At 63.1% G+C, this 23,257-nt stretch carries 17 protein-coding genes; 8 read left to right on the top strand and 9 right to left on the bottom strand.

The annotated features are described in order from the left end of the window. Positions 1-12: 12 nt before the first annotated feature. Positions 13-1,302 (bottom strand): citrate synthase, encoded by a 1,290-nt coding sequence (gene gltA, locus MNR02_RS09425; protein WP_241595936.1) that lies wholly within the window; start codon positions 1,300-1,302, stop codon positions 13-15. 450 nt (positions 1,303-1,752) lie between these two features. Here gltA and MNR02_RS09420 point away from each other — a divergent pair, with 450 nt between their 5' ends. Beyond that, complete coding sequence (locus MNR02_RS09420; RefSeq protein WP_241946631.1) at positions 1,753-4,128, top strand: ComEC/Rec2 family competence protein; 2,376 nt, start codon at positions 1,753-1,755, stop codon at positions 4,126-4,128. Positions 4,129-4,293: 165 nt separating this feature from the next. On the opposite strand, the gene lexA is transcribed toward MNR02_RS09420, so the two are convergent. From lexA to MNR02_RS09390, 6 genes are all read right to left on the bottom strand, one after another. Continuing rightward, positions 4,294-5,016, bottom strand: a complete 723-nt coding sequence (lexA, locus tag MNR02_RS09415) for a transcriptional repressor LexA (protein ID WP_241595931.1) — start codon at positions 5,014-5,016, stop codon at positions 4,294-4,296. 93 nt (positions 5,017-5,109) lie between these two features. Further along, positions 5,110-6,333 carry a gephyrin-like molybdotransferase Glp gene (gene glp / locus MNR02_RS09410; protein ID WP_241946630.1) on the bottom strand — a complete coding sequence of 408 codons (1,224 nt, stop codon included), beginning with the start codon at positions 6,331-6,333 and terminating at the stop codon, positions 5,110-5,112. Continuing rightward, a complete protein-coding gene (moaC, locus tag MNR02_RS09405) occupies positions 6,333-6,827 on the bottom strand; it encodes a cyclic pyranopterin monophosphate synthase MoaC (protein WP_241948849.1) in 495 nt (164 codons plus the stop codon). The genes glp and moaC overlap by 1 nt, the downstream gene beginning before the upstream one ends. Further along, the gene (trpC, locus tag MNR02_RS09400) at positions 6,827-7,642 is read right to left on the bottom strand and encodes an indole-3-glycerol phosphate synthase TrpC (RefSeq protein WP_241946629.1); all 816 of its coding nucleotides are present in this window, start codon (positions 7,640-7,642) and stop codon (positions 6,827-6,829) included. Before trpC ends, moaC begins: the two co-directional genes overlap by 1 nt. 8 nt (positions 7,643-7,650) lie before the next feature. Next, positions 7,651-8,673: an anthranilate phosphoribosyltransferase gene (trpD, locus tag MNR02_RS09395; protein ID WP_241946628.1), complete on the bottom strand. Its 1,023-nt coding sequence runs from the start codon at positions 8,671-8,673 to the stop codon at positions 7,651-7,653. A 15-nt stretch (positions 8,674-8,688) separates the two neighbouring features. After that, positions 8,689-10,578 (bottom strand): peptidylprolyl isomerase, encoded by a 1,890-nt coding sequence (locus MNR02_RS09390; protein ID WP_241946627.1) that lies wholly within the window; start codon positions 10,576-10,578, stop codon positions 8,689-8,691. A gap of 282 nt (positions 10,579-10,860) precedes the next feature. Here MNR02_RS09390 and MNR02_RS09385 point away from each other — a divergent pair, with 282 nt between their 5' ends. The 5 genes from MNR02_RS09385 (at position 10,861) to MNR02_RS09365 (ending at position 16,807) form a co-directional block, all read left to right on the top strand. Beyond that, the gene (locus MNR02_RS09385) at positions 10,861-12,507 is read left to right on the top strand and encodes a Na/Pi cotransporter family protein (RefSeq protein ID WP_241946626.1); all 1,647 of its coding nucleotides are present in this window, start codon (positions 10,861-10,863) and stop codon (positions 12,505-12,507) included. A gap of 78 nt (positions 12,508-12,585) precedes the next feature. Further along, entirely contained in the window at positions 12,586-13,965 is a 1,380-nt protein-coding gene (gene glmU / locus MNR02_RS09380; RefSeq protein WP_241946625.1) for a bifunctional UDP-N-acetylglucosamine diphosphorylase/glucosamine-1-phosphate N-acetyltransferase GlmU, read from the top strand. Positions 13,966-14,088: 123 nt separating this feature from the next. Next, positions 14,089-15,915 (top strand): glutamine--fructose-6-phosphate transaminase (isomerizing), encoded by a 1,827-nt coding sequence (gene glmS, locus MNR02_RS09375; protein ID WP_241946624.1) that lies wholly within the window; start codon positions 14,089-14,091, stop codon positions 15,913-15,915. After that, the gene (locus MNR02_RS09370) at positions 15,912-16,067 is read left to right on the top strand and encodes a hypothetical protein (protein WP_241946623.1); all 156 of its coding nucleotides are present in this window, start codon (positions 15,912-15,914) and stop codon (positions 16,065-16,067) included. The genes glmS and MNR02_RS09370 overlap by 4 nt, the downstream gene beginning before the upstream one ends. Positions 16,068-16,102: 35 nt before the next feature. Continuing rightward, positions 16,103-16,807: a DUF502 domain-containing protein gene (locus MNR02_RS09365; protein ID WP_241595903.1), complete on the top strand. Its 705-nt coding sequence runs from the start codon at positions 16,103-16,105 to the stop codon at positions 16,805-16,807. Positions 16,808-16,930: 123 nt separating this feature from the next. On the opposite strand, the gene MNR02_RS09360 is transcribed toward MNR02_RS09365, so the two are convergent. Together MNR02_RS09360 and recG are read right to left on the bottom strand one after the other, a co-directional pair. Then, positions 16,931-17,146, bottom strand: a complete 216-nt coding sequence (locus MNR02_RS09360; RefSeq protein ID WP_241946622.1) for a hypothetical protein — start codon at positions 17,144-17,146, stop codon at positions 16,931-16,933. Positions 17,147-17,221: 75 nt separating this feature from the next. Next, positions 17,222-19,327, bottom strand: a complete 2,106-nt coding sequence (gene recG / locus MNR02_RS09355) for an ATP-dependent DNA helicase RecG (protein WP_241946621.1) — start codon at positions 19,325-19,327, stop codon at positions 17,222-17,224. A gap of 109 nt (positions 19,328-19,436) precedes the next feature. Between recG and MNR02_RS09350 the strand changes: the two genes are divergently transcribed. Together MNR02_RS09350 and mfd are read left to right on the top strand one after the other, a co-directional pair. Then, positions 19,437-19,745 carry a succinate dehydrogenase assembly factor 2 gene (locus MNR02_RS09350; protein WP_241595891.1) on the top strand — a complete coding sequence of 103 codons (309 nt, stop codon included), beginning with the start codon at positions 19,437-19,439 and terminating at the stop codon, positions 19,743-19,745. Further along, positions 19,742-23,257: a transcription-repair coupling factor gene (gene mfd / locus MNR02_RS09345; RefSeq protein ID WP_241946620.1), complete on the top strand. Its 3,516-nt coding sequence runs from the start codon at positions 19,742-19,744 to the stop codon at positions 23,255-23,257. The genes MNR02_RS09350 and mfd overlap by 4 nt, the downstream gene beginning before the upstream one ends.

The following is a 23,257-nucleotide window of genomic DNA, read 5'->3' as shown; positions in this document are numbered from 1 at the left end:
GTCTTTTAGGGATCAGCGCTTGGAGACCGGAGTGTAATCCCGCTTCGGTGCACCGATATAGAGCTGGCGCGGACGGCCGATGCGCTGCTCGGGATCCTCGATCATCTCGTTCCACTGGGCGATCCAGCCCACGGTGCGGGCGAGCGCGAAGAGAACGGTAAACATGGTCGTGGGGAAGCCCAGCGCCTTCAGGGTGATGCCCGAATAGAAGTCGATGTTCGGATAGAGCTTCTTCTCGATGAAGTACTCGTCCGTCAAGGCGATGCGCTCCAGCTCCATCGCGACTTCCAGCATCGGGTCGTCCTTTATGCCGAGTTCGCCGAGAACCTCGTGCGTCGTCTTCTGCATGATGCGCGCGCGCGGATCGTAGTTCTTGTAGACGCGGTGGCCGAAACCCATCAGGCGGAACGGATCGTTCTTGTCCTTGGCCCTCGCAACATATTCCGGAATGCGATCGACGGAGCCGATCTCGGCCAGCATGTTGAGCGCTGCTTCGTTTGCGCCGCCATGGGCGGGGCCCCACAGGCAGGCGATGCCGGCCGCAATGCAGGCGAACGGATTGGCGCCCGAGGAGCCGGCAAGACGAACCGTCGACGTAGACGCATTCTGCTCGTGGTCGGCATGAAGGATGAAGATGCGGTCCATCGCGCGCGACAGGACCGGATTGACCACATAGTCCTCGCAGGGAACCGCAAAACACATGCGCAGGAAGTTCGATGCGTAGTCGAGGTCGTTCTTCGGGTAAACGAAGGGCTGGCCGATATGGTACTTGTAGGCCATTGCCGCGATCGTCGGCATCTTCGCAATCATGCGCAGCGAGGCGACCATGCGCTGATGCGGATCCGTGATATCCGTCGAGTCGTGATAGAAGGCCGACAGCGCGCCCACGCAGCCGCACATTACGGCCATGGGGTGGGCATCACGGCGGAAGCCGGTGAAAAAGCGGCTCATCTGCTCGTGCACCATCGTGTGATGCGTGACGCGATGATCGAAATCATCCTTCTGCGCCTTGGTCGGCAGGTCGCCGTAGAGAAGAAGATAGCAGACTTCGAGGAAGTCGCCGTGTTCTGCCAACTGCTCGATCGGGTAACCGCGGTGCAGAAGCACGCCTTCATCGCCGTCGATATAGGTGATCTTCGATTCGCACGAGGCCGTGGAGGTGAAGCCGGGATCGTAGGTGAAGGTACCCGTGTTCTTGTAGAGTGTGCCGATGTCGATCACATCGGGGCCGATCGTCCCGGATCGCGTCGGCAGCTCGATTGTCTTGCCACCGACCGATACGTCCGCGCCTTTTCCTGTCATAACGATCCTCCGTTGTTTCGAATGGCGGCATCCGGTTGTACCGGCGCCACGAGCATGCCCGTTTTGCTAGCCCATTTGCGATGTCCTGCCAAGCGATACGAAAGGCAAATTGTGCATTGCGGTAACAGGCTTTCCGGCAACGCAATATCTACCCTTTGAGCGAAGTTGCAAGCAACTATTGAGGGTGGTTTGAAAATTGCGGAGGGCGCATCCTTTCTGTCTGCCTTATCATCCCGGTCAGCTACTTTCGATTGAACATTGCTCCGATCGATTGCATGATGGTCTGGGACAGCGAGGCCGGGGCGCATGGCCGGGACGGAGATCGCAGAGCGGAAGAGGGCCGCAAAGGCCTATCGGTGGGATGTCCGGCCGCGTGATGGCGCGGTGCCCGCGGAGTTCGACGTGGCGCCTGCGCCGGTTGAGAGGGCCGCGCGGTGGTACGGAAGGGCTGTGGGCTGGCTGCGACCGCGCCGCGCAATCCGTGAAAGCCTGTCGGAGGCCTTTGCCGAAGAGCGCACGCACGGGCACTTCTTTCTGTTCGTGCCGGTCTTGCTTGGAATAGGCGCGGCTCTCTGGTTCGCTGCCGAGGTCGATCCGCCGATCTATGCCATGGTTCTGTTGGCCATTGCCGCCATGATGCCCGCCTGGCGGCTTCGCCATCGCGAAAATTTGAGCGCGATCCTGGCGGGCGGCGCATTTCTCGTTCCGATCGGAATGCTGCTCGCGACGCTGGAAAGCGCAAGGCTCGGTACCGTCATTCTCGATACGTCCGTGACGACCATGATCGAGGGACGTGTGCTTTCGCGCGAAAGCGGGGCGGGCAACACGATCCGTTACCGCATCGCGCTGGAGAAGACGCGAGAGCCAACCCTGAAACGCGCGCCGCGGATCGTAACGCTACTGGCGCGAAGCCGCCATGATCCGATTGCCATCGGCCACGGCATATCCGGCCGCGCGCGTCTCGGGCCCCCCTCGGGACCCGCCTTGTCCGGCCTCAACGACTTCGCTTTCGACGCCTATTTTGCCGGCACGGGCGCGGTCGGATACTTTTATAGCGCGCCGGTCGCAATCGAGACGGGGTCCGGCGGGTGGAGCGACCACATAGCGCAGCGGATTGCGATATGGCGAAACAACCTGACCGAGCATATCCGCGGCCGCATCGGCGGCGATGCCGGGGCGATTGCCGCGGCTCTGGTTACGGCGGAACAGCGGGCTATCAGCGACGAGACGGTGGAAGCGCTCCGGCAGGCGGGGCTTGCTCATGTCCTTGCCATTTCCGGCCTCAACATGGTGCTTGCGGCCGGCACATTTCTTGTCGGCGCACGTATGCTGATGGCGCTCATACCCGGCTTTGCCGAACGCTTCCCAACCCGCAAGATTGCCGCGGGCGGCGCGCTCATAATGGTCACACTCTACATTCTCGTGTCGGGCGGCGCGATTTCGGCTGTCCGCTCATGGATCATGATCTGCGTGATGCTGATCGCCGTGCTTTTCGGCCGCTCCGCCATCAGTCTGCGCAATGTAGCGCTGTCGGCCATCATCATCCTTGCCGTCACGCCCTCCGCCGTCACCAATCCCGGTTTCCAGATGTCTTACGCCGCAACGCTCGGTCTCGTCGCCGGTTACGCGGCGTGGCGCGAGCGGCCCGTGCGCAAGGAGGGCAAAGGCGGCGCGCTGCGTTTGACCGGCGGTGCGGCCGGGCGCTTCTTCGGCGGACTTCTGCTTTCATCGGCAATCGGAAGCCTGTCCACGCTGATCTACTCCATCGGCCACTTTCACCGTGTGCCCGCCTATGGGCTCGCCGGCAACCTGCTCGCCATGCCGGCAATCAGCGCAATCGTCATGCCCTTCGGTCTCATCGCGGTTCTGCTCATGCCTTTCGGACTTGATGCGATCCCCTTTGCCATCATGGGAAAAGGGATCGAATGGATGATCGCGCTGGCCGAATGGGTTTCGCGCTGGAAGGGTGGGGATGTCGTCACCGGTCGTATACCCATGTCCGCTTTCGTGCTGATCGGTGTTGGTGGCGGACTGCTCTGCATCCTGCGCACGCGGCTTCGGCACGCCGGGACGGTTCTTATTGTCGTCGGTGCGCTGATGGCCGTATGGCCTCCCACACGCGGGAAACCGGAGTTGCTGATTTCCGAAGACGGGCGACTTGTTGCGATCCTGCGCGACGATGCGGTCGCAACGAACCGCGCCAAGCCGCCGGGCTTCATCTACGACCAGTGGCGCCGTGCCTTGCGGCTCGGCGACCTTGCCAGACCGGACATGCGAAAGACCGCCGATATGCTGCTGGCGGAAACGGCGACGGAGGCGGCTGCTGCCGAGACCGAACGGAAACGGCCGCGTCGCAAGGCGGACAGGGAGAAGGCGAAAGAAGCCATGATGTCGGCTTTGGTCGCCGCGCGGCAGACGCAAACGTTTATCTGCGAGGCGAAGGCTTTCTGCGCCGCCGTCTCGCCCAGCGGCTGGAAGATCGTGACCCTTGAGGATACGGCCTTTCTGGGCACGGCTTGCGATAGGGCTGATCTCGTTGTCGTGCCCTTCGCTTTGCGGCTCGACAGTTGCCGTTCTGGCGCCAAGCTCCTGACCGCGCGGCATCTGCGCCGAACGGGCGCCCTGGAAATTACGCCATCGACCGATGATGCCGGAGCAAGCCTTACCGATGCGATTTACACGTCGGCCGTGGAAACTGTCGCGCGCGCCTGGTCGCGACATCGCACCTATGACTGGCGCAGCGATACCTTCGAGACGCCAGCTGCAGCACCGCTGGCAGAGCCTGAGATCAAGGAGACCGATCCCTCACCTTTGCCACTCCCATGACGTCCAGGAAGCGGCCGAGCTTATCGGATGGGAGGGCGTTACAGAGATAGCGATCTGGCAGTACTCCACACCAAGCAGCAGAGCACTTGCAAAGAGGCAGAGCAACTCGGCCCCGTGCGCTCCATCAACAAGACTGTCAGAGCCAGCCTTATTGGCTACCGCGTCTCAGTGATACCGGCGGATGAGCCCGACAAGCTTGCCCTGGATCTTGACCCGGTCGGGGCCAAAGATGCGGGTCTCATAGGCAGGATTTGCCGCTTCCAGCGCGATGGATGCGCCTTTGCGGCGGAACCGCTTCAGCGTCGCCTCTTCGTCATCGACGAGGGCAACGATGATTTCGCCCGGATTGGCAGTACTGGCGTTACGAATGATGACCGTGTCGCCATCGAGAATGCCGGCCTCGATCATCGAATCGCCTTTGACCTCGAGCGCATAGTGATCGCCGTTGCCGATCATCTCAGCCGGGACGGTGATCTCGTGCGTGTTGTTCTGGATGGCGGAGATCGGCACACCCGCGGCGATACGGCCCATGACCGGCACGGAAACGGACGACGACATATTCTGCGGCGGCGTTACAGGCCTGGATGGCGTCACGGCTGCGGGCTGCTTGCCGAGGCTGCCTTCGATGACCGATGGCGAAAATCCCCGGCGCGGCTGGAGGCTCGGCGAATAGGCCTCCGGAAGCTTGATGACCTCGAGCGCACGAGCCCGGTTCGGCAGGCGGCGGATGAAGCCGCGCTCCTCCAGCGCCGTGATCAGGCGGTGAATCCCGGATTTCGAAGCGAGATCCAGCGCATCCTTCATCTCGTCGAAAGACGGAGGAATGCCTGACTCCTTCATACGCTCGTGAATGAACAGGAGCAGTTCCTGTTGTTTGCGCGTCAGCATGGCATCTCCAGCGAGAATCGTGAAACAAATCCAGAACAGACACTATCCGTTCCACATGTGTTCTGCAAGTGGCTGCCAGGACAATAATGCCGCTCAGGCGGCGGGATCCCTGAGAACGAGCACATCGCAGAGGGCGCCGGCATCCTCTGCAGGTGCATGCGGCGGACGGATCAGGAGGCCGTCCGATTCTGCGAAGATCTTCATCATCGACGAATCCTGCTTCTCGAATGGCGTGACGAGAAGCGCGTCGTCGGGCGCGCGTGCAAGGCCTGCGCGAATGTAATCCTGCCGGCGGTCGTTCTGTTTGAGCGGCACGGCGGCGACGGCCCGGCTTACCCGGTTCTTTGCAGGCAAGCGGGCGAGTTTTCGGAGCAATGGTTCCAGGAACAGATAGGAGCAGACAAGGCTGGAGACGGGATTGCCGGGCAGGCCGACCACCTGGATATCACCAAGACGTCCGACCATCAGCGGCTTGCCGGGTCGCATGGCGATGCGCCAGAAGTCGAGTTCCATGCCGGCCTCGCCGAGCACAGGCTGAACAAGGTCGAAATCGCCCACGGACGCGCCGCCGAGTGTCACGAGCACGTCGATGTCCATCTGCAGCGCCTGGCGCACGGCATCCAGAATGGCCTGCTTGTCGTCTCTCACGATGTCGAGGTCTACGATCTCCGCACCGGCCTGCCGGGCTATGGCGGCGACGCCGTAGCTGTTGGACGCGATGATCTGGCTTGCGCCGGGCGTCTCTCCGGGCGGCACGAGTTCGTCGCCCGTCGCGAGGATCGCGACCCGCGGGCGGGCATAGACGGGCAGCTGCGGGTGGTTCATCGCTGCTGCAACGGTCAATCGGCCAGCATCCAGCATCTGGCCGGCCTTCAGAACGACCTCGCCTTTGGTGAAATCCTGCCCGCGCGGGCGAATATGGCGGCCCTTGGGCGTGAGGAAGGTGGTGCGAATTCGACCGTCCTCAAGGGGCTCCGTGTCTTCCTGGAGGATGACTGTATCGGCAAAGGCCGGGAGCGGGGCGCCGGTGAAGATGCGCACCGCTTCACCCGGACCGGCCGTACCCTCGAACGCATGACCGGCTGAGGATACGCCGGCGACGCTGAGGACGGATCCGATCCCGGCGATATCGGCATGGCGAACGGCATAACCGTCCATTGCGGAATTGTCGAAGGGCGGCTGGGTAAGGCGGGCGGCGACATCTTCGGCCAGCACCCGTCCTGCCGCGTCGTGGAGCTGGACGCGATCCGTCCGCTGCACCGGCTTGGCCGCGGACAACAGGCGGTCGAGGGCGTCGGCAACGGGCAGAAGGGACATCAGCTCTCTCTGCGCTTGTAGTCGCCTGAACGGCCGCCGGACTTTTCGACGAGGCGGACACCGCCGATCTCCATCTCGCGATCGGCCGCCTTCGCCATGTCGTAGATGGTGAGGCACGCGACGCTGACGGCCGTCAGCGCCTCCATCTCCACGCCGGTGCGGCCGGTGAGCTTGGCCATGGCCTCGACGCGCAGGCCGGGCAGGGCGCGGTCCTCACGGATCTCCACGGAGACCTTGGTGAGCATCAGCGGATGGCAGAGCGGAATGAGGTTTGAGGTCTGCTTGGCGGCCATGATGCCGGCGAGGCGCGCAGTCCCGATGACATCGCCCTTTTTCGAATCGCCCTTGAGAATGAGGTCGAGCGTCGTGGTTTTCATGCGCACGAAGCCTTCGGCCACGGCGATCCGCACGGTCTCCGCCTTGTCGCCGACGTCGACCATATGGGCTTCGCCGGAGGCGTCGATATGCGTGAGCGTGCGGGCGTCGTCGCCCATCATTCCGCTGCCAGCATGCCAGCGGAGCCGGTCAGCAATTCGTGCGTGGCCGCTGTTACATCGTCCTTGCGCATCAGGCTTTCGCCGACGAGGAAGGTGGAGATGGCGACCTTGGCGAGGCGCTGGCAATCGGCGTGGGTAAAGACGCCGCTTTCGCTCACGAGCAGTCGGTCCTCCGGCACCATGCCGGCCAGTTTTTCGGAGACGGCGAGATCGACCTCGAAGGTGCGCAGGTTGCGATTGTTGATGCCGACGAGCTTGGATTTCAGCTTGAGCGCCCGCTCCATTTCCGCTGCGTCATGCACCTCGATCAGGACATCCATGCCAAGCGAAAAGGCGGAGTCTTCCAGCATTTTCGCCGTTTCGTCCGTTAGAGAGGCCATGATGAGAAGAATGCAGTCGGCACCCCAGGCGCGGGCTTCCAGCACCTGATAGCTGTCGAACATGAAGTCCTTGCGCAGTGCCGGCAGCGCGCAGGCGTCGCGCGCCGCAGTGAGAAATTCCGGCGCGCCCTGAAAACTCGGCGTGTCCGTCAGGACGGAAAGGCAGGCCGCACCGCCGGCTTCATAGGCCTTGGCAAGCGCAGGTGGATCGAAATCCGGGCGGATGAGACCCTTGGAAGGGCTGGCCTTCTTGATCTCGGCGATCAGGCCGAACTGGCCTTGTGCCTTCTTGTTCTTGAGGCTGGCGAAGAAACCGCGCGGCGGCTCCTGGTCGCGGATGCGGGCGCGAAGCTCGGCTGGAGCGACGCGCGTCTTGGCGGCCGCGATTTCTTCCAGCTTGTAGGCTTCGATCTTCTTGAGGATATCGGTCATGATCAATCCTAACCCGCCGCGGCTTCGTTGGAAACCGTGACGAGGCGTTCCAAGGCGGTGCGTGCGCGGCCGCTTTCGAGAGATTCGGTCGCAAGCCTCATGCCATCCGCCAGCGTTTCGGCCTTGCCGGCAACGACGAGCGAGGCGGCGGCGTTGGCGAGCGAGATGTCGCGATAGGGCATATGCGCGCCGCCGAGCACCGACAGAAGCGCCGCGGCATTGTGCACGCCGTCGCCACCTTTGAGATCGTCGAGCGTCACCTGTGGCAGGCCGAAATCGGCGGGTGTCAGCTCGAAGGTACGAATCTTCCCATCCTCCAGAGCCGCGACCTGCGTCGTGCCTGTTGTCGTGATCTCGTCGAGCCCTTCGCCGTGCACGACCCACAGGCTTTCCGAACCGAGATCGCGCATCACTTCGGCCAGCGGCAATAGCCACTGTGGAGAGAAGACGCCGAGCAGCTGGCGCTTGACGCCGCCGGGATTGGAAAGCGGGCCGAGCAGGTTGAAGATCGTGCGCGTGCCCAGTTCGACGCGGGACGGGCCGACATGCTTCATTGCCGGATGGTGCAACTGCGCGAACATGAAGCCGAGGCCGGCATCGTGCACGCAGCGCGCAATGTCGTTCGGGCCGATATCGAGCTTTACCCCAAGGCAGGAGAGCGCGTCCGCCGTGCCTGACTTGGAGCTGAGTGCGCGGTTGCCGTGCTTGGCGACGGGCACGCCTGCGCCGGCCACGATGATCGCCGCAAGCGTTGAGATGTTGTAAGTGCCGGCGCCATCGCCGCCCGTACCCACGATGTCGATGGCGTCTGCCGGCACGTCCACCGGCAGCATGCGCGCACGCATCGACCCGACTGCGCCGTAGATCTCGTCGACGGTCTCGCCACGCACGCGCAGCGCCATGAGGAAACCGCCGATCTGCGATGGCGTTGCTGCGCCCGACATGATGATCTCGAACGCGCCGCGCGCCTCCTCCCGGTCAAGGGAGGCGCCGGCGGCGACCTTGGCGATATAGGGTTTCAGGTCGGACATGCGGCTGCGTCTCCCTCAGCGCGTGATGCTCTGTTCGGCGAGCGTCCGGTTGATGGAGACGCCATAGGACGTCTGGAGCGCGCTGACCATCTGGTCGAGGATGTCGTCGCCGCTGACACGGGCAACAGCCTCGATCTGCTGTGCGTCATTGGACAGCGCGTCCGTGGTGGCATCGGTGTTCACCTCTGTGACCTTCATAAGGATCTGGCCTTCACCATCGACGCCGGGCGTGTTGGCGACGTGGCCAACCGGACCGCCGAAAGCTGCCGCAACGGCGGCCGGGCTCAGGACGGCATCCTGCGCGCCGCGATGCAGGCCCGCCTTCGTTTCAACGACCATGCCGAGTTCGGCCGCGATTGCGGCGAGATCACCGCCCTTGCGCACGCGCTCGGCAAGTTCTTCGGCCTTCTTGCCGAGAGCCTGGCGCTGCTGTTCTGCCGTCCAGTCGGCGACGGCGCGGTCGCGGACCTCGTCGAGCGTACGGTCGCGCTCCGGCACGATATCGAGCACTTCGTACCAGGCGTAGCCTTCGCGGCCGATATTGACCGGCGACGTCTCCATGCCGACGTCGGTCTTGAAGACCTCGCCGATCAGGGCCGCCTTTTCGGGAATGCCGGTGATCTCTTCGCCCTTGGCATCGTTGCCCTGCGCATCGGCGGCCTCGACCGTCACAGCCTTGAGGTTGTTCTTGGCGGCGGCTTCCGCGAGCGTCATGCCATCGGCGCGGCTGTCCTCGATGCGGTCGTGGACAGCGAGGATGCCCTGGGCTGCCTCGTTGAGCGCCAGTTCGTTGCGAAGCTCGTCCTTGACCTCGTCGAAGCTCTTGACGGTTTCCGGACGAATATTCGTGATGCGCAGGATGATCGGGCCGAACGTGCCGTCGATCACCGGGGTCGTGCCGCCGTCTGCGGTTACGGCGAAGGCGGGGGCGGCGAGCTTCTGGTCGGGTACATTGGCTTGCGTGAAGTCGCCAAGCAGCACGTCTGCGGCCGTCTTGCCTTCTTCCGCGATGAGGGCGTCGAAGGTCGTGCCGGCTGCCAGCTTTGCGGCCGCGGCGTCGGCGGCTGCGCGGTCGGAGAAGCTGAGCTGCTCGATCGTGCGCGTGGCCGGCGTGCGATATTTGTCGACGTTCTTGTCGTAATCAGCCTTCACCGCCTCGTCGGTGATGGCTGCCGTGTCCATGATGTCTTTCGGCTCAAGCGAGACATAGACGAACTTGCGGTATTCAGGCGCGCGATACTTTGCCTTGTTCTGCTCGAACCATGGCGCCAGCACGTCGTCACCGGGTGCCTTTACCGGATCGATATTGGCATTGGTAAGGATGAGGTAATCGATCGAGCGGGCCTCGCCGCGGTACTGGCGAAGCGCTTCGAGAAGCGTTTCAGGCGCTTTGTAACCATCCGAGACCGCCTCGACGACCTGGGTGCGGATCGCGACCTGGCTGCGGTTGTTGATATAGTCGTTTTCGCGCAAGCCCGCATTGCGCAGGATGGCGGAGAAGGCCGTGCGGTCGAACTGGCCGTTGACGCCGCGGAAGGCCGGGTCGTCAGCGATCAGCTGCGCAAGGCGGCCCTCGGACAGGCCGAGATTCATGTCGCGCGACAGTTGGTCGAGCGCAGCGCCAGCAACGAGTTCGGCAAAGACCTGGTTCTCGACGCCGAAGGCGCGGGCCTGCTCTGCGTTGAGCCGCATGCCGAAGCGCTGCGACATGGTGGCGACCTGCCGCTCATAGGCAAGGCGGAAATCGGTCGGCGAAACCTTGACGTCGCCCACGGTGACGACGGCATTGGACGCGCCTGTGACGATCGAGCTCGAAACGCCCCAAATCGCAAAGGAACCGACCAGAACGATCAGCAGGGCTTTTGCCACCCAGGTCTGGGCGGCGCGTCTCAGGGCTTCGAGCATCGTCTACATTTCCTCATCTCGGCGGCCATGCGGCCGGAGATCGTCTCATAACGGAAAGTTCTCGGGAAATGAAGTCCGCGGACTTCCGCAATTTCCGCCAAAATCGAGCGATGGCGCAAATCGGCGCGACGCTGTCGATATTCTTCGCCGGCAAAATAAAATTTCCTGAAATTATTAGCGGATTCCGATCGCCTGGCGCTGTCATAATCGAAAGATTCGTGTTCGGATGAACGATCAGCCCGATGAGTCCCATGATAGGCGGGGTGCAAGGAGATTGAAGACGTGGAATCCACGATCGTCATGATCAACCTTTTTGGCGCCGTCGCGCTGCTGCTCTTCGGCCTCGCGCTGGTCAAGGATGGCATGACGCGTGCGTTCGGCGTCAAGCTGCGCTCGGGCCTGGCACTCGGCACGCGTGGGCCTTTCCGTTCGTTTTTCGCCGGTTTCGTGGCGACCGTCGCGCTGCAGAGTTCGACGGCGACGGCACTCATGATCGCCTCTTTCGTGGAAAAAAACCTTGTTCGGGCGCGCATGGCGCAGATCGTGCTGCTCGGAGCCAATGTCGGCACCGCCGTCACCGCCTGGCTTGTTGCGACGGGAATCGAGTCGATCTCGCCGCTGATCATTCTCGTCGGTGTCGTGTTCTACAAGTCCACGGGATCGACGGCGCGTCAGGGCCTGGGCTCGGCACTGGTCGGTATCGGCCTCATGCTGCTGTCGCTTCATCTTCTCAGCCTTGCGACGGAGCCGATGCGCCAGTCGCCGGCGCTCGCCGCCTTCCTGACGCTACTGGATGGTGCATGGCCGGCGGCGCTGGCTTTTTCCACCGTGCTTGCCATCGTGTCTTCGTCGAGTCTGGCGGTCGTCGTGCTCGTCCTGTCGCTTTCGGCCATGGGCATCCTGTCGCCGGCGCTGACGGTGATCCTCGTGCTCGGCGCCAATCTCGGCGGCGCCGTTCCACCGGTCATCGCAACGCTCCGTGCTGCTGCCTCCGCGCGACGCGTGACGCTCGGGAACCTGCTGGTGCGTGGCGCGGGCTGCCTTGTCGTTCTGCCGTTCGCCGGACAGGTGGCCGACCTGCTTGCGCTCCTGCCCGTGCCGGCGGCGAAGCTGCCGGTTGACGTTCATCTCGCCTTCAACCTCGTCGTGGCGCTTGTGCTCTGGCCTTTGTCCGGGCCGCTCTCGCGGCTAATGGAGAAGCTGGTGCCCGATGACAAGCCGGAGGAAACCGGGCCGAAATATCTGGAGGATTCCGCGCTCTCCAGCCCGGTCGTCGCGCTCTCCGGTGCAACCCGCGAAGTACTGCGTGTCGGCGACCTGATCGAGGCCATGCTGATCCGCACCATGCGTGCCTTCAACGACAACAATCTGACGCCGCTCAAGGATATCGGCGACCTGGAGCAGCAGGTCGACGGGCTTCAGCAGGAGGTGAAGATATACCTTTCGCGGCTCGGGCGGCAGGGCGTGGACGGCGAGTGCGCGGCGCGGTCGATCGTCATCATCGACTACGCGATCAACCTCGAGCATGTCGGCGACATCATCGAGAAGGGCTTGCAGGAGCAGGTCCGCAAGAAGGTCGTCAACGGCCTGAAATTTTCCGAGGACGGCTACAAGGAGCTGGCCAATCTCTTCAACCTGACCATCGAGAATCTGCGCATCGCCCAGACCATCTTCGTCACGCGCGATTCTGCGCTGGCGCGCCAGCTTGTAGAGGTCAAGGTCGATGTGCGCCGCATGGAGAAGCAGTCCTCAGAGCGCCATCTGGAACGGTTGCGCGATGGCCGTCTCGACAGCCTCCAGACCAGTTCGCTGCATCTCGACATGCTGCGCGACCTCAAGCGCGTCAACGCGCACCTCGTCTCCGTCGCTTATCCGATCCTGGACGAAAGCGGATTGCTGACGGAAAGCCGCCTGCGCAGCACCAGCTGATCGTGCGAAATCCTTTTGTGTCTTCTCATCGCTTTTTGCTAAGGAACGCCATCGAAGACGCCTGAACGAGGGATTCCCATGACCGCAGACCGGACGAAGCGCACTTGCCTGGCCGTTATCCTGGCCGCCGGTGAAAGCACGAGGATGAAGTCCTCGAAGTCCAAGGTGCTGCATCCGGTCGCAAACCGCCCGATGATCGCCCATGTGGTCGACGCGCTGGCGCGGGCCGGTATTGCCGATATCGCGCTGGTGCTGGGCCGCGATGCGGAGAAGGTCGAGGCCGCGGCAAAGAACGCCGCGGTGGAAAGCACCGTGCATATCCAGACTGAGCGCCTCGGCACGGCGCATGCCGTGCTGGCCGCTCGCGAGGCCATCGCCCGCGGTTATGATGACCTGCTCATTGTTTTCGGCGATACGCCGCTCATTACCGAAGCGCCGCTGATTGCGGCGCGCGAAGGGTTGGCTGACGGGGCGGATGTCGTCGTCATTGGTTTCGAGACCGCCGATCCAACTGGCTACGGCCGCCTTATCGTGGAAAACGGTGAACTGCTGGCCATCCGCGAGCATAAGGACGCCACCGATACCGAGCGCGCCGTCACCTATTGCAATGGTGGCCTGATGGCGGTCAACGGCCGCAAGGCGCTCAAGCTGATCGGCCTAATCGGCAATGAAAACGCCAAGGGCGAATACTACCTGACCGATATCGTAGAGGTCGCGCGTGCCTCCGGCGGCCGTGCCATCGCGGTCGCGGCGCCCGAGGAGGAATTGACCGGCTGCAACACGCGCGCCGAGCTTGCCGTGATCGAGCGGCTTTGGCAGCAGCGCCGCCGTCACGCCATGATGATCGAGGGCGTCTCGATGGTCGCGCCCGAAACGGTGTTCCTGTCCTATGACACAGAGATCGGTCCCGATGCGACGATAGAACCGAACGTCGTCTTCGGTCCGGGCGTGACGGTCGAGAGCGGTGCGGTCATCCATTCGTTCTCGCACCTCGAAGGCGCGCATGTCGGCGCGGATGCCGAGATCGGCCCCTATGCCCGCCTGCGGCCCGGCGCCAAGCTGGGAACGGGCTCCAAGGTCGGTAACTTCACCGAGATCAAGAAGGCGGAGGTCGGCGCGGGGGCCAAGGTCAATCATCTCAGCTATATCGGTGATGCCTTCATCGGCGCGCACACCAATGTCGGCGCCGGCACCATCACTTGTAACTATGACGGTATCAACAAGCACATCACGCGCATCGGTGCCGATGCCTTCATAGGCTCCAACACGTCGCTCGTCGCACCCGTGACGGTGGGCAACGGCGCCTATATCGCATCTGGCAGTGTCATCACGGTCGATGTGCCCGACGACGCCGTCGCCTTCGGCCGCGCGCGCCAGGAAAACAAGGAGGGCAGGGCCGTCCTGATCCGCGAGCGAAACCAGGCGATCAAGGACGCGAAGAAGAAGGGCGACCGATGACTTGCATGTGGGCGCGCCCACATTAACGATTGCAATCGAAAGTGAGTGTGCATCTGTTGCGCCGTGACGAAAAAACTCTACGACAGAGCGCAATCGAAGCATCTCTAGAACGCGGAGCGGGCCATGTGCGGAATTGTCGGTATCGTCGGAAATCAGCCTGTCGCGGGCCGGCTGGTCGATGCCTTGAAGCGCCTTGAATACCGAGGTTACGATTCCGCCGGCGTTGCGACCATCGTCGATGGCGTGCTCGCCCGTCGCCGGGCCGAGGGAAAGCTGTTCAACCTGGAGAAGCGCCTTGCCGAGGAGCCGCTCGCCGGTACGATCGGAATCGCACATACGCGCTGGGCCACGCATGGCGCGCCGACCGAAGGCAATGCCCATCCGCATTTCGTCGATAGCGTCGCGGTCGTCCACAACGGGATTATCGAGAACTTCTCGGAACTCAAGGACGAGCTGATCGCTGATGGCGCGACTTTCTCCACGCAGACGGATACAGAGGTTGTTGCCCAACTGCTCGCGAAATATCGCCGCGATGGCCTCGGCCGCCGCGAGGCGATGCATGCAATGCTGCGCCGGGTGACCGGCGCCTATGCGCTTGCCGTGATTTTCGCGGACGATCCGTCCACCATCATGGCGGCCCGCAGCGGCCCGCCGCTGGCGATCGGCCATGGCCATGGAGAGATGTTTCTGGGCTCCGACGCGATCGCGCTTGCACCGTTCACCAACGAGATCAGCTATCTCGTCGATGGCGATTGGGCCATTCTCGGCCGCGACGGCGCCCATATTTTCGATATGGACGGCAACCGCGTCGAGCGCCCGAAGCAGATTTCTTCGGCGGCGGCCTATCTCATCGACAAGGGCAACCACCGTCACTTCATGGAAAAGGAAATCCATGAGCAGCCGGAGGCGATATCCCACGCGCTCGGCCACTATGTCGATTTCCTGGAGCATACGGTTCGCCCTGTCGCCGGCAGCATCGACTTCGCCAAGATCCCGAGCCTTGCCATTTCTGCCTGCGGCACCGCCTATCTCGCCGGTCTTGTCGGCAAATACTGGTTCGAGCGTTATGCGCGCCTGCCGGTCGAAATCGACGTCGCCTCGGAATTCCGCTATCGCGAAATCCCGCTGAATCCGGCATCCGCCGCGCTTTTTATTTCGCAGTCCGGCGAGACCGCCGATACGCTCGCCTCGCTACGGTACTGCAAGGAGCACGGTCTGAAGATCGGCGCCGTGGTGAATACGAGAGAATCGAGCATCGCACGCGAATCGGACGCCGTCTTTCCGATCCTCGCAGGCCCGGAGATCGGCGTCGCCTCGACCAAGGCCTTTACCTGCCAGCTGACGGTGCTCGCTGCACTCGCCATCGGCGCCGGCAAGGCGCGCGGAACGCTGACGGAGGCGGAGGAGAAGGCTCTCGTGCGTAACCTCGCCGAGATGCCGCGGATCATGGCCGGCGTGCTCAACACCATTCAGCCGTCCATCGAACAGCTGGCGCGCGATCTCTCCAAGTGCAAGGACGTGCTCTATCTCGGCCGCGGCACCAGCTATCCGCTGGCCATGGAAGGGGCGTTGAAGCTCAAGGAAATCTCCTACATCCACGCCGAAGGCTACGCCGCCGGCGAGCTGAAGCATGGGCCGATCGCGCTGATCGACGAGAATATGCCCGTCATCGTCATTGCCCCGCATGACCGCTTCTTCGAGAAGACGGTGTCCAACATGCAGGAAGTGGCCGCGCGCGGCGGGCGGATCATCTTCATCACCGATGCGAAGGGGGCTGCGGCCTCCAAGCTGGAAACAATGGCGACCATCGTGCTTCCCGATGTCGATGAGGTGATCGCGCCCATGATCTATTCGCTGCCAATCCAGCTGCTGGCCTACCACACGGCCGTCTTCATGGGCACGGACGTTGACCAGCCGCGCAACCTCGCCAAGTCAGTGACGGTGGAATGACCGTCAGGCCGGAGCGGCCCGCCGATGTGGGCTTCGTTGCGGATCCCGCCCTTCGGGTCGATGGCGTGCCGCCCGAGTATTTCCTGCGCCTGGCGTTTTCACAGGTTTACGGCGGCGGAACGGTTTCCTATCATCCGGCATTCTATGGCTGAGCGGCCTCCCGCGCTCGCCACACGCTGGATATTCGATGACCGAACCCCTCCCGAGACCGTCGCTGCCCACGCGGCTGCGCAACAATTTCCTGACCGGCCTGGTCATATGCGCGCCGATCGCCATCACCATATGGCTGACCTGGACGTTCATTCATTGGGCGGATAGCTGGGTCAAACCCTATATTCCCGCACGCTATAATCCCGAGAGTTATCTTCAGTTCGCCATTCCCGGCTTCGGTCTCCTGATCGCGCTGGTGCTGATCACGCTGATCGGCTTTCTCGGCAAGAACCTTATCGGCCGCTCGATCGTCGAGTTCGGCGACGGGCTTTTCAATCGCACGCCGCTCGTGCGCACGGTTCATAAGAGCCTCAAGCAGATCTTCGAGACCGTTCTGAAGGACAAGGGAACGTCCTTCAACAAGGCTGCCATGATCGAGTATCCAAGCGCGGGCCTCTGGTCGATCGTCTTCGTGGCCACCGATGCGCGCGGCGAGATCGCCACCAAGTTCCGCTCCATGGGCAAGGACATGGTGGCCTGCTTCCTGCCGCCAACGCCGTTCCCGACCGCCGGCTGGCTTGTCTATATTCCAAGAGAAAAGATTGTGCCGCTCGACATGAGCGCGGAGGACGCCGCCAAACTCGTCATCTCCGTCGGGCTCGTAACGCCGCCGGAAGGAGCGTCGCTTCCGGCCGTGAAGCCGGAGAGCAAGGCGAAATCAAAGGATCGCAAGAAAAGCTGACATAACCGGCACTTGACGTCAGTCGTTAATCCACAACATGAACGTCATATGATCAAGCTGATGATCGTGCCGGATGGATGACACCAGCCGAACACCGTGGTCGTCAAAGCTGACCTATAGAGCCTATTCCGCGGCTGCCGCATCCTTGCGGTCATCCAAACGGATCGTATCGGCATCTGCCGGGAGGCGGGATTGCTTTTCCGTCGTGACGACGCTGGCGGTGGTGATCGTCTTGTCGACATCCGCCGCGGCGGTGGTCTTGTTGTGCCAGGCGCAATCCGCGAAGGCGGCGGATGCCGAAAGCCCGAATACTGCTGCGACTGCGAGAACTGTCTTCATGGCATTTCTCCTTTTTCGCTTGTGCGGGAGAAGTATGCCCTGACGGGCTTTATCGGCGAAATCACGATTTTGTGGTCAGCCGGCCCTGAGGAAGCGGATCGCCTCGTCACGGCGGTAGAGATAGAGCAGGGTGCGGATCGCTTCTCCGCGTTCGCTCGTCAGTTCCGGATCGCGCTCCAGGATATAGGCGGCGTCCTTGCGGGCGATCTCCAGAAGGTCGCCATGCGCCTCAAGGCTTGCGACGATAAAGCCCGGCGTGCCGGACTGTCGCGTCCCCAGAAGCTCGCCTTCGCCGCGCAGCTTCAGGTCCTCCTCCGCGATGCGGAACCCGTCTTCCGTCTCGCGCAGGATGGAAAGTCTTGACCGGCCATTCTCGCTGAGCGGGCCCTTGTAGAGCAGGATGCAGCTCGATGCTTCCTCGCCGCGACCCACGCGCCCGCGCAGTTGGTGGAGCTGGGCGAGGCCGAAGCGCTCGGCGTGCTCGATGACCATGATGGAGGCATCGGGCACGTCGACACCGACTTCCACGACCGTTGTCGCCACGAGAAGACGTGTCTCGCCGCTCTTGAAGGCGAGCATGGCGGCGTCCTTTTCCGGTCCGCTCATGCGGCCATGGACAAGCCCGGCGTCGTTACCGAAGATGCTGGCAAGCGTCGCATGCCGCTCCTCGACGGACATGAGGTCGCTTTCTTCCGATTCCTCGACGAGCGGGCAGATCCAGTAAGCCTTCTTGCCTTCGGCAAGGGCGGCCCGCAGACGATCCACGATCTCCCCGACGCGCTCCTGCGCGACGACGACGGTCTGGATCGGCTTTCGCCCGGCGGGCTTTTCCGTCAGCTTCGACACATCCATGTCGCCGAACGCCGCCAGAACCAGTGTTCTGGGGATCGGCGTGGCCGTCATGACCAGCATATGCGGCGAAATGCCCTTGGCTGTCAGGCGCAGGCGCTGGTGCACGCCGAAGCGGTGCTGCTCGTCCACCACGGCCAGCACGAGGTCCTTATAGGCGACATTGTCCTGGAAGAGGGCGTGCGTGCCTATGACGATCTGCGTTTCGCCCGAGGCGATGCGTTCCAGGATGGCGTCGCGCTCGCGACCCTTGGTGCGGCCCGTCAGCACATCTATGGACAAGCCGGCCGGGGCAGCCATTTTGGACAGTGTCGCAAAATGCTGCCGCGCCAGTATTTCGGTTGGGGCCATCAGCACGGCCTGCCCGCCGGATTCGACGGCAGCGAGCATCGCCATCAGCGCCACTGCTGTCTTGCCGGCGCCGACATCGCCTTGCAGGAGCCGCAGCATGCGCTGCTCGCCGGCCATATCCTTGAGCACCTCCCCAATCGCCACCTGTTGGCTGTTGGTCAGCGAGAAGGGTAGGGCGTCGATGACGGGGCGGCTGAGAGCACCGGTCGCGATGACCGGCCGCCCTGCGACCTTGCGCAGCTTCTGGCGAACCAGCGCGAGCGAAATCTGGCCCGCCAGAAATTCGTCATAGGCAAGCCGGCGTCGGGCTGGCGACTGGGGGTCGAGGTCCGTTTCGTCGCGCGGATCGTGCAGCCGGTGGATGGCATCGAAGGCCGTCGGAAAATCCTGCCGCTGCGCGAGCGCCGGATCGATCCATTCCGGCAGGTGCGGCACGCGGGCCACCGCCGCTTCCACCGCCTTGCGCAAAACGCGGGAGGTGAGGCCGGCGGTGAGGCCATGTACCGGTTCGACAAGCGGCACGTTGTCGGCGTCGCTGAGCCGCGCCATATAGTCGGGATGCACCATGGAGGCGCGGCCGTTGAACCAGTCGACCTTGCCGCTGACCACGACGGTTTCATCGATCGGCAGCGATTTTTCCAGCCAGTTGCCCTTGGCGCGGAAGAAGGTGAGTGCCAGTTCACCGGTCTCGTCGTGAAGAAAGACACGGTAGGGCATGCTCGATTTGCCCGGTGGCGGCGGCTGATGGCGATCCACGCGGCCGGTGATCGTGACGATGACGCCGTCATGCGCATTGGCGATGCCAGGCTGGTTGCGCCGGTCGACGATGGAATGCGGAAAATGGAAAACGAGATCCACAACCCGGCAGTCCTCGATGCTTTCCTGGCCGAGAAGGCGCGCGAAGAGTTCCCCCAGCTTCGGGCCGATGCCGGGAAGCGTGGAGAGCGGTGCGAAGAGTGGATCGAGCAGGGCGGGTCTCATGGGGCGCCAAAATCGCCGGAGATGGTGTCTTTGGCAAGGCTGACAAGCGGCTTTTGCCGGTCTATAGAAGCGCAAAATTCTTTGCGATACCAGAAAGGCGAGGACGATCATGACGGGAACGACACGCTCGAGTGCCGATATCGACCCGCGCCGCAAGCGCATCCTCTTCCGCTGCTGGCATCGCGGTATCCGCGAGATGGATCTGGTGCTCGGCGCCTTTGCTGACGCGGAGATCGAGACGCTGTCCGATACCGAGCTGGATGAGCTGGAGCGCATCATGGCCGAAGAGGATAACGACCTCATCAAGTGGGTGACGGGGGAAAAGCCCGTGCCTGACGATTTCCGTGACGGTCTCTTTCCGCGCATCGCCGCCTACCGCCCCGATTTTTCCCCGCTCTTTAAAGACGACCGCGCATGATTCCCGGTTTTTCTCCTGAACGCATCGCCGCCGCCGACAGGCCGCTGACCATCGGCGCGGTGCCATCGGGCGTCGAGCCGTTGATCCTGGCCGACCTGGCGCGCAAGTCCGGTCCTGTTGCCTATGTGCTGTCCGATGGCCAGCGCATTTCCGATCTGGAGCAGATGCTGGGGTTCGTGGCGCCCGACATTCCAGTGTTGACGCTGCCCGGCTGGGACTGCCTGCCCTATGACCGCGTCTCCCCCAGTGCGGATGTCTCCGCCCGCCGCCTTTCGGCGCTTTCGGCGCTGATTGCGCATCAGAAGAAGCCGCATGCGGCGATCGTGCTCGTCACCGTCAATGCGATGTTGCAGAAGACGGCACCGCGCACGACCATCGAAAGCCTCGCCTTCTCCGCCAAGCCCGGCAACCAGGTGCGCATGGACGACATCGCCGCGCGGCTGGAACGCAATGGTTTCGACCGTGTCGCGACCGTGCGCGAGGTGGGCGAATTTGCCGTTCGCGGTGGCATCCTCGATGTTTTCGTACCTGGCAGTCTCGAGCCCGTGCGCCTCGACTTCTTCGGCGATACGCTCGAAAGCATCCGCTCCTTCGATCCCGCCAGCCAGCGCACGACGGGGCAGGCCCGCTCGCTCGATCTCAATCCCATGAGCGAAGTGACGCTGACGCCGGAAACCATCTCGCATTTCCGCAAGCAATATCTGTCGTCTTTTGGTGCCGCCACGCGCGACGATGCGCTCTACCAGGCCGTCTCCGAGGGCCGGCGCTATGCGGGCATGGAACACTGGCTGCCGCTGTTTTATGGCGAGCTGGAAACCACCTTCGACTATCTCGCCGGCTTCCGTATCGTCACGGACCACACCGTACGTGAGGCCGCGGTCGAGCGTTCTCGGCTCGTGCGCGACTATTACGACGCGCGCCTCGCTTCCGCCACGCCCGGCAAGGGGCAAGTGGCGCAGGCGACACCCTACAAGCCGGTGCCGCCGGGCCAGCTCTATCTCGACGCGGAACGCTTTGCCCGCGAACTCGACGAGCGCTCTGCCATTCGCCTGTCTCCCTTCAACGAACATGAAGGCGAGGCGCGACAGGTCGTGACCATAGAGGCTCGCCCTGGCCAGCGCTGGGCAAAGCCCGCCGGCAGCGAGGACGCCGACGGCGGTCGCGTCAACGTCTTCGATCAGGCAGTCAAACACATCGCCGACAAACGCGCGTCGGGCGCCAAGGTTCTCGTCACAGGCTGGTCGGAAGGTTCGCTCGACCGCCTTCTGCAGGTCCTGGCCGAGCACGGTCTCGGCAATGTCGTGGCGGTGGAGAAGTTTTCCGATCTGCGCAAGCTGAAGCCGGGTGAGGCAGGGTCTGCCGTGCTCAGCCTGGAAAGCGGCTTCGAAGCGGGCGACATCGTCGTTATCGGCGAACAGGATATTCTTGGCGACCGCATGGTGCGGCGTGCCAAGCGGCGCAAGCGCGGCGCGGATTTCCTCACGGAGGTCGCCGGACTCGACGAGGGCTCCATCGTCGTGCATGCAGAGCATGGCATCGGCCGCTTCGTGGGACTTCGCACCATCGAGGCCGCCGGCGCGCCGCATGCCTGTCTCGAACTGGTCTACGCCGACGAGGCGAAACTCTTCCTGCCTGTCGAAAACATCGATCTCCTGACGCGCTATGGCGGTGAGGGCACGGATGCGTTGCTCGACAAGCTGGGCGGCGTCGCCTGGCAGGCGCGCAAGGCCAAGCTCAAGAAGCGCCTGCTCGACATGGCCGGCGGTCTTATCCAGATCGCCGCCGCGCGCCTTGTGCGCCATGCGCCGGTGCTCAGCACGCCGGAAGGCGTCTATGACGAGTTCGCCGCGCGCTTTCCCTACGACGAGACGGACGATCAAGCGAATGCCATCGATGCCGTGCGCGACGATCTCGGTGCCGGTCGTCCTATGGACCGCCTCGTCTGCGGCGACGTCGGCTTCGGCAAGACGGAAGTGGCGCTGCGCGCCGCCTTCATCGCCGCCATGAACGGTGTGCAGGTCGCCGTCGTCGTGCCGACGACACTGCTCGCCCGTCAGCATTTCAAGACTTTTGCGGACCGCTTCCGCGGCCTGCCCATCCGCGTGCAGCAGGCTTCGCGCCTCGTGGGCTCAAAGGAGCTGGCGCTGACGAAGAAGGAACTGTCCGAGGGCAAGACGGATATCGTCGTTGGCACTCATGCGCTGCTGGGCTCGTCGATCAAGTTTGCCAATCTCGGCCTGCTCATCATCGACGAGGAGCAGCATTTTGGCGTGAAGCACAAGGAGCGGCTGAAAGAGCTGAAGAGCGACGTGCATGTGCTGACGCTTTCGGCAACGCCGATCCCACGCACCCTGCAACTTGCAATGACCGGCGTGCGCGAGCTCTCGCTCATCACCACGCCGCCGGTCGACCGTATGGCAGTGCGCACCTTCATTTCGCCCTTCGATCCGCTCGTGATCCGCGAGACGCTGATGCGCGAGCACTACCGCGGCGGCCAGAGCTTCTATGTGTGCCCGCGCTTGAGCGACCTTTCGGAAATCCATGACTTCCTGCGCCAGGACGTGCCGGAACTGAAGGTTGCCGTCGCCCATGGCCAAATGCCGGCTACCGAGCTCGAAGACATCATGAACGCCTTCTACGAAGGCCGCTACGATGTGTTGCTCTCGACGACCATCGTCGAGTCGGGTCTCGACGTGCCGACGGCAAACACGATGATCATCCATCGCGCCGACATGTTCGGCCTTGCTCAGCTTTACCAGCTGCGCGGCCGCGTCGGACGCTCCAAGGTTCGTGCCTTCGCTCTACTCACGCTGCCGGTCAATCGCACGCTGACGGGTACGGCGGAGCGCCGTCTCAAGGTGCTGCAATCGCTCGATACGCTGGGTGCTGGCTTCCAGCTCGCCAGCCACGACCTCGATATCCGAGGCGCCGGAAACCTGCTCGGCGAAGAGCAGTCCGGCCACATCAAGGAAGTCGGTTTCGAGTTGTATCAGCAGATGCTGGAAGAGGCTGTCGCCGAGATCAAGGGCGATGAGGAGGTTGCCGACAGCGGCTGGTCGCCGCAGATCTCCGTCGGCACGCCCGTCATGATCCCGGACGATTACGTGCCTGACCTTCATCTGCGCCTCGGCCTGTACCGTCGCCTCGGCGAGATCACGGAACTGGCCGATATCGATGCCTTCGGCGCGGAAATGATCGACCGTTTCGGTCCGTTGCCCATCGAGGTTCAGCACCTTTTGAAGATCGTCTACATCAAGTCGCTGTGCCGCGTTGCGAATGTCGAGAAGCTGGATGCCGGTCCGAAGGGCGTCGTCGTCCAGTTCCGCAACAAGGAATTCCCGAACCCGGCAGCGCTTGTCGGCTATATCGCCAAGCAAGGCACGCTGGCGAAGATCAGGCCGGACCAGAGCCTCTTCCTGTCCCGTGATTATCCGACCCCGGAACGTCGCCTGACCGGAGCCGCACAGGTCATGACGCAACTGGCAGGCCTCGCAAAACAGGGTGCGGCCTGA

Origin of the sequence: Shinella sp. H4-D48 (assembly GCF_022637395.1) — a bacterium.
Classification (GTDB): domain Bacteria; phylum Pseudomonadota; class Alphaproteobacteria; order Rhizobiales; family Rhizobiaceae; genus Shinella; species Shinella sedimenti.
This window is presented reverse-complemented; position numbering and strand designations above follow the sequence as displayed.